This is a genomic window from Mesorhizobium sp. M1A.F.Ca.IN.020.04.1.1 (assembly GCF_003997315.1).
Classification (GTDB): Bacteria; Pseudomonadota; Alphaproteobacteria; order Rhizobiales; family Rhizobiaceae; genus Mesorhizobium.
The window spans coordinates 1-1,160 of record NZ_RZSN01000381.1 but is presented as its reverse complement, the minus strand read 5'-3'; the positions used below and the strand labels follow the sequence as shown (position 1 = coordinate 1,160).

The window sequence follows — 1,160 nt, the reverse complement described above, 5'->3', positions numbered from 1 at the left end:
TGCCTGCGGGCATGACGGGCACACCTCGATCCTGCTCGCCGCCGCCAGGCATCTCGCCGAGACGCGAGACTTCTCGGGCACGGTTCGGCTGATCTTCCAGCCCGCCGAGGAAGGCGGCGCCGGCGCCAAGGCGATGATCGCCGACGGGCTGTTCGAACGCTTTCCCATCGACGCCGTCTTCGGGCTGCACAATTGGCCGGGCGTGCCAGCCGGGCAGTTCGCTTTCCTCAGCGGCCCTGCCATGGCCTCGGTCGACCTCGCCATCATCAAGATCGTCGGCAAGGGCGGCCATGGCGCGCGCCCGAGCCATGCCGTAGATCCGATCGTCGCCGCCGCCTCGCTTGTCATGGCGCTGCAGACGATCGTCTCGCGCAATGTCGACCCGCTGGAAACGGCGGTCGTCACCGTCGGCACCATCCATGGTGGCATCGCCGCCAATGTCATTCCCGACAGCGTCGAATTGAAGGTCACCGTCAGGACGTTCAGCGAGGCTGTCCGCGAGCAGATAAGGACCCGCATCATCGCGCTGGCCGAGACCCACGCCAAGAGCTATGGCGCGACCGCCGAGGTGGCCTATCCACGCGGCTATCCGGCGCTCATCAATCACCGTCAGGAAACCGAGTTCGCAAGGCAGGTCGCGCTTCGCCATTTCGGCGCCGAGCGGATCCAGTCGGACTTCCGCCTGATCACCGCCAGCGAGGATTTCGCCTTCATGCTCGAAGTGCGGCCGGGCAGCTATCTCTTTGTGGGCAATGGCGACAGCGCCGACCTGCACAGTCCCAGCTACGACTTCAACGACGACATCCTGCCCGATGCCGCCCGCTATTGGGTGGCGCTGGTGCAGGATTATCTCGCCGCGAACGAGGCTCCGCGGACCAACGAGCCGGCAACGGGGCCCACGCCATGACAGACAGCTTTCTCTACACCACGCCGATCGATCCGCGCGCGGCCCCGCTCATCGAAGCGCTGACCTGGGAGTACACGACCCGCTACGGCGACTATTTCGGCGAGCCGGGCGAGGAGATGCGCCGCTATCCGGCCGAGTTGTTCGCGCCGCCGCACGGAAACTTCCTGCTCCTGACGCGCGACGGCAACGCGATCGCCGGCGGTGCTTTCAAGCTGTATGACGAACGCACCGCCGAGCTGAAGCGGGTATGGAC

General features: G+C 66.1%; 1 protein-coding gene and 1 pseudogene. Both read left to right on the top strand.

The annotated features are described in order from the left end of the window. On the top strand, positions 1 to 907 hold a 907-nt coding region (locus EOA49_RS32035), incomplete at its 5' end, for an amidohydrolase (protein ID WP_164749390.1). Next, positions 904 to 1,160 (top strand): annotated as a pseudogene (locus EOA49_RS32030) (GNAT family N-acetyltransferase); the annotation flags it as partial. The gene EOA49_RS32035 and the pseudogene EOA49_RS32030, both read left to right, overlap by 4 nt.